3 protein-coding genes and 1 tRNA gene are annotated in these 4,150 nt (G+C 48.0%); all 4 read right to left on the minus strand.

What is annotated here, in order from left to right:
* Positions 1-320: 320 nt before the first annotated feature.
* The 4 genes from NT002_01190 to NT002_01205 all read right to left on the minus strand — a co-directional run bounded on the left by NT002_01190 (position 321) and on the right by NT002_01205 (position 3,874).
* Entirely contained in the window at positions 321-824 is a 504-nt protein-coding gene (locus NT002_01190; GenBank protein ID MCX6827888.1) for a transposase, read from the minus strand.
* Between the two features lie 144 nt (positions 825-968).
* A complete protein-coding gene (locus NT002_01195) occupies positions 969-3,155 on the minus strand; it encodes a pentapeptide repeat-containing protein (protein ID MCX6827889.1) in 2,187 nt (728 codons plus the stop codon).
* Positions 3,156-3,201: 46 nt separating this feature from the next.
* Positions 3,202-3,286: transfer RNA gene (locus NT002_01200), tRNA-Ser, on the minus strand.
* Positions 3,287-3,403: 117 nt separating this feature from the next.
* The gene (locus NT002_01205; GenBank protein MCX6827890.1) at positions 3,404-3,874 is read right to left on the minus strand and encodes a nuclear transport factor 2 family protein; all 471 of its coding nucleotides are present in this window, start codon (positions 3,872-3,874) and stop codon (positions 3,404-3,406) included.
* Positions 3,875-4,150: the final 276 nt, after the last annotated feature.

Consider the following 4,150-nt stretch of genomic DNA (forward strand, 5'->3'; position numbering starts at 1 on the left):
ATGCTTTATTCAACTATTTCAATCATAAATGGCACAGAAACAATGAAATAATAAAAACCATCAAAAACATGATACAAAAAGCAGCCTAAATAAATGAAAAAAAGGATATACCAATTTCCACACTAATATTGACATTACCGGTTCTATGGAATTTGAAGTCCCGCCGGACCGCCTAGCGCTTGCGGCCACGGTGGGCCACCACAACCTTTTACTTCTCCCTTTTGGGGCAGGGCTTTATCTGCTGTTTAGCCGTAGGTCGAAATTCCCCATTCAGATCCCGAGAAGCGGGAGATGAAAGGGGTTTCGACACATTGATTTCGTTATTCACCAAACTGGCCATCATTATCTATTGTTTCGATACCTCCCCAATTTTCGGGATAATATCCCTTGATTTGATATTCATTAAATGATGATAATTTATACTCTGCAGGTGATTTTGCCAGCGCATGCTTAACGGGATTGTAATGAATGTAATCTATATGATGATTCAAATCCTGCTGATTTCTAATCTGGTGATCCCAGAAACGATACTGCCAGACACGACCGCTTTTATTGGCAATTGACCGGCGATATTTCGCGGAAAAGGATAATTTGATTCTCCGCATTATGCCCGAGGTTTGGCTGTTTATCGGGTCAACGAGGATATGAAAATGATCAGGAAGGACGCACCATGCCAATATGTTGAAATCATATTCATTCTTGACGCTTTGAATAGCGTTCCAGAGATCATCAAAATGGAATACAAGTATTGGCCGGCGTTTGTATGTCACATGAGTCAGAAAGTAAACATTTCCGGAGCGGAAATATCGCCGAATATTGGTCATAATTCAATTCCCATTATCCTCCTGATAGATAGTGCAATTGATTCATTTAGGCAAGTGAAGTTCTCGGGAATTTTTCTGGTGCAACATGGATTGTCGAAACCCCCGCTCATTTCGCCGATGGCGGAATTCAGGGGGAATTTCGACCTACTTTGGCTTTTTGGGGCAGGGCTTAATATGCAGGCCGGTGGGTAATTTGGTTAAAGAATCACCGCAGGCGGCATCAAGTTGTTTTTGAATGAGACCGGTGGCATTGGTCAGATCGGCGCCCGACAAATTTGTTGAATCCAGATGTGCGCCTTTGAGATCGGCCCCCCGCAGCGTGGCACCAGTAAGGTCAGCTCCCAGGAGCCAAGCAGAATCTAGAATAGCTGAATCTAGATTTGCGTTTTGGAGATCGGCCCCCCGCAGTTTGGCCCCAGAAAGGTTAGCCCCCTGGAGCCAAGTACCTATAAGAGTGGCTGAATCCAGATTTGCGTATCGGAGATTGGCCACCCGCAGTTTGGCCCTAGAAAGGTTAGCCCCCTGGAGCCAAGTACCTATAAGAGTGGCTGAATCCAGATTTGCCAGTAGGAGATTGGCAGACCGCAGCGTGGCCACGCGAGAATCACTCATAAAATGCACAATCTGCAGGCCGTAATTGCCCTTGGATAGTTTCTTATATAATTCGCGGATTTCGTCAAATTGCAGAAAGACATCAACGAATGAGGCGCCCGGGAGCAAAGCACGTTCAAGAATGGCCGAATCCAGATTTGCCCCAGCAAGATCAGCCCCCTGCACCTTGGCTCTGAAAAGACTAGCACCTTGGAGCGAAGCATTTCGGAGTGAAGCTGAATCAAGAATTGCCGAATCGAGCTTGGCACGCTGGAGCTGGGCAAAATCGAGGATGGCACCACGAAGATTCGATCTTCTCAAGTCCGCGTTAAATAGAAATGCCCTAGTAGCATCGGCGCATCTAATATCTGCGCCGGCAAGGCGGGCGCCGGTAACCGAGGAATCACGGGAACCCCGCGTTAACAACCAGTAATTGTCAGGTCTGGTGGAAATGTCTTTTTCCCGAAAGTCGGCGAACACATTAAAGCCAAGCGTCCTGAGCAACACAAATTGATTCCTGCTGCTTACATGTATGGAATTGAATGAAACCAGAACTAGAATTATAGCGACTAAAAATACAGGATAGACCCGCCTTTCACGCCATGCAGTTCGAATCCGGACAGGTTTGGGTTTGTCGCCCCGGAGTGTTTGAGCATGCAGGTGGTAAAAATAAACGCCTGCTCCGATCGAAACGACAATCAAAAATATATGAGAAATGGTACCCCTCCAAAAGTGTTTGGGGATATAACGCAACCAGAAGCAAAACAGAGTAAATGGCACTAGCCACCAAGCAAGGGCAATGACTGTGTATTCCTCAAGGCGAATCATCAGGGGCCGCGTGCCCCGCAATTTCTCAAAATGCCGACGCACCAGACCATTCAACGGCCAGGGGTAGGCCCGCTGGTCGAGTGGCCGACCATCCTCAAAAATGGCTGGTAGAGTTCCAAGCGCAGTCCAAAGATGCTGCAAATAAAAGTGTAGGTAGAAGTAAAGAGCGAGCAGAAGGACCGGCGCAACCAGATAGAATGTGGCAATCGGAATGGCGGTTTGAATTATCGGCAGTGGCGTGGCCGAGGAGTTGGTCAACAGAGCAACATCGGTTGTCGAGCCAATGGTCAACCATGAATAGACACATGCCAGCAGGGTGGCAATAAATATCTTAATGGCATTTCTGGAGGTCTCCTCCACAATGGTGAGCATCTTGAAGTCGCGGATACCCTCGGGCAATCTGGCACCAGTAATATCGGCGCGGGCAAACTCGGCGCCGGTCAGCCCGGTCGCCCCCTCAAAATTACAGTCACGCAAATTGGCAGTGTGCAGATTCAAAACGTTATTCAATGTCGCGCTCCGGAGATCGGCCTTTTCAAGTATGGCATTATCCAAATCGGCACCATTGAGATCAGCCCCAACGAGGCTCGCTGCCCGCATGTTTGCCCTCATCAACTTTGCCTTTGCCAAACTTGCCCCTTCCAGATTGGCAAGATACAAAATTGCGCCTTCCAAATTTGAACCGGTTAATATTGCCCCTCGCAAGTCTTCCTTTGCAAGTCTTCTGCCTCCAAGATTAGCATTTGATAGGTTCAGACGCTGCATTGCTTCATCAACGGAACGAAGTCGCGTGACATGAAGCATTTTATGCAATTCATCATCATTAATCACACGCAGGTTGCTTTCTACCTTACCTGCGGCCGCAGCAGTGTCCTCAGCTTTTTGCTTGGGTCCTTCTTTGTCTTCCGCCATTCAACACCTATAAATCTAAATCAAACCGCCTAATCTGCCAATCATGCGGAGGGAGTAGGATTCGAACCCACGGTACCTTGCGGTACAACGGTTTTCAAGACCGCCGCTTTCGACCTCTCAGCCATCCCTCCGGCGTATTTTTCCCAACCCGAAATTAATGCTTTTGCAAGTTCGGTGTCAAGAAGGAAACAGCGGCAGCCAAAGGGAGACCGTGTCGCACGGTAGGCGCCCAGGAGGCGCACCTTTAATTATTGAGCCCCGCGAACGGATTTATGGAAGTGAACGATTACCCATTCGCCATTCCGCTTTTCCAGAATCCATGAACATCTGACCGGAATCTCTAACGCCTGGTCACCCATCATCGCCTTAAAATTCCACAGGTCTGTCGCCCAGGCGAAATTGCCGTCTCCGGAGAGATGAATGGCCAGATCACTGGCGGTAATCTTTGTCTGCGACAGCGCCGCGTTCTGGTCAACGATGAGTTTCCTTAAGGAATCCCATCCCACAATTGGAGGCTCGGAGGTGCCGAAGTTGACCATCTCCGGATCGTGAGACAGAATCTTGCCATAGAGATCGATATCCTCTGTTTCAATGCTGGTTATATAGGACTCCAAGACCGAGGCTATCTTTTGCTTCTCTGCTGCAACATTTACCTGCGGCTGACAGGCAAACATCTGGACAATAATTAGGCCGAAAAGAATCATAGTAACTGTTCTCATAGTGCCGCACTCCCATCAAATGAGACATTCGATTTCCATAATTAAGTCCTCCGGCAGTTGCCTGTCAAGGAAAAACCACCAGTTTAAATTTACTCTAGGGAGACCAAAGACGAAGACAAAGAATGGGGCGACCGCAAGGAGGCTGTCCCATAAGTTTTGGTTGATTGGCATTGATGGAGCGATTAATATGGTGGTGAATTGGAGGAAGAGAGATGATATATCGTCGCGAGGATGTTAATCAATTGGGGTTTTCCTGTCTTCATGATGAGGTTGCGG

Source organism: Candidatus Zixiibacteriota bacterium (assembly GCA_026397505.1).
Classification (GTDB): domain Bacteria; phylum Zixibacteria; class MSB-5A5; order GN15; family PGXB01; genus JAPLUR01.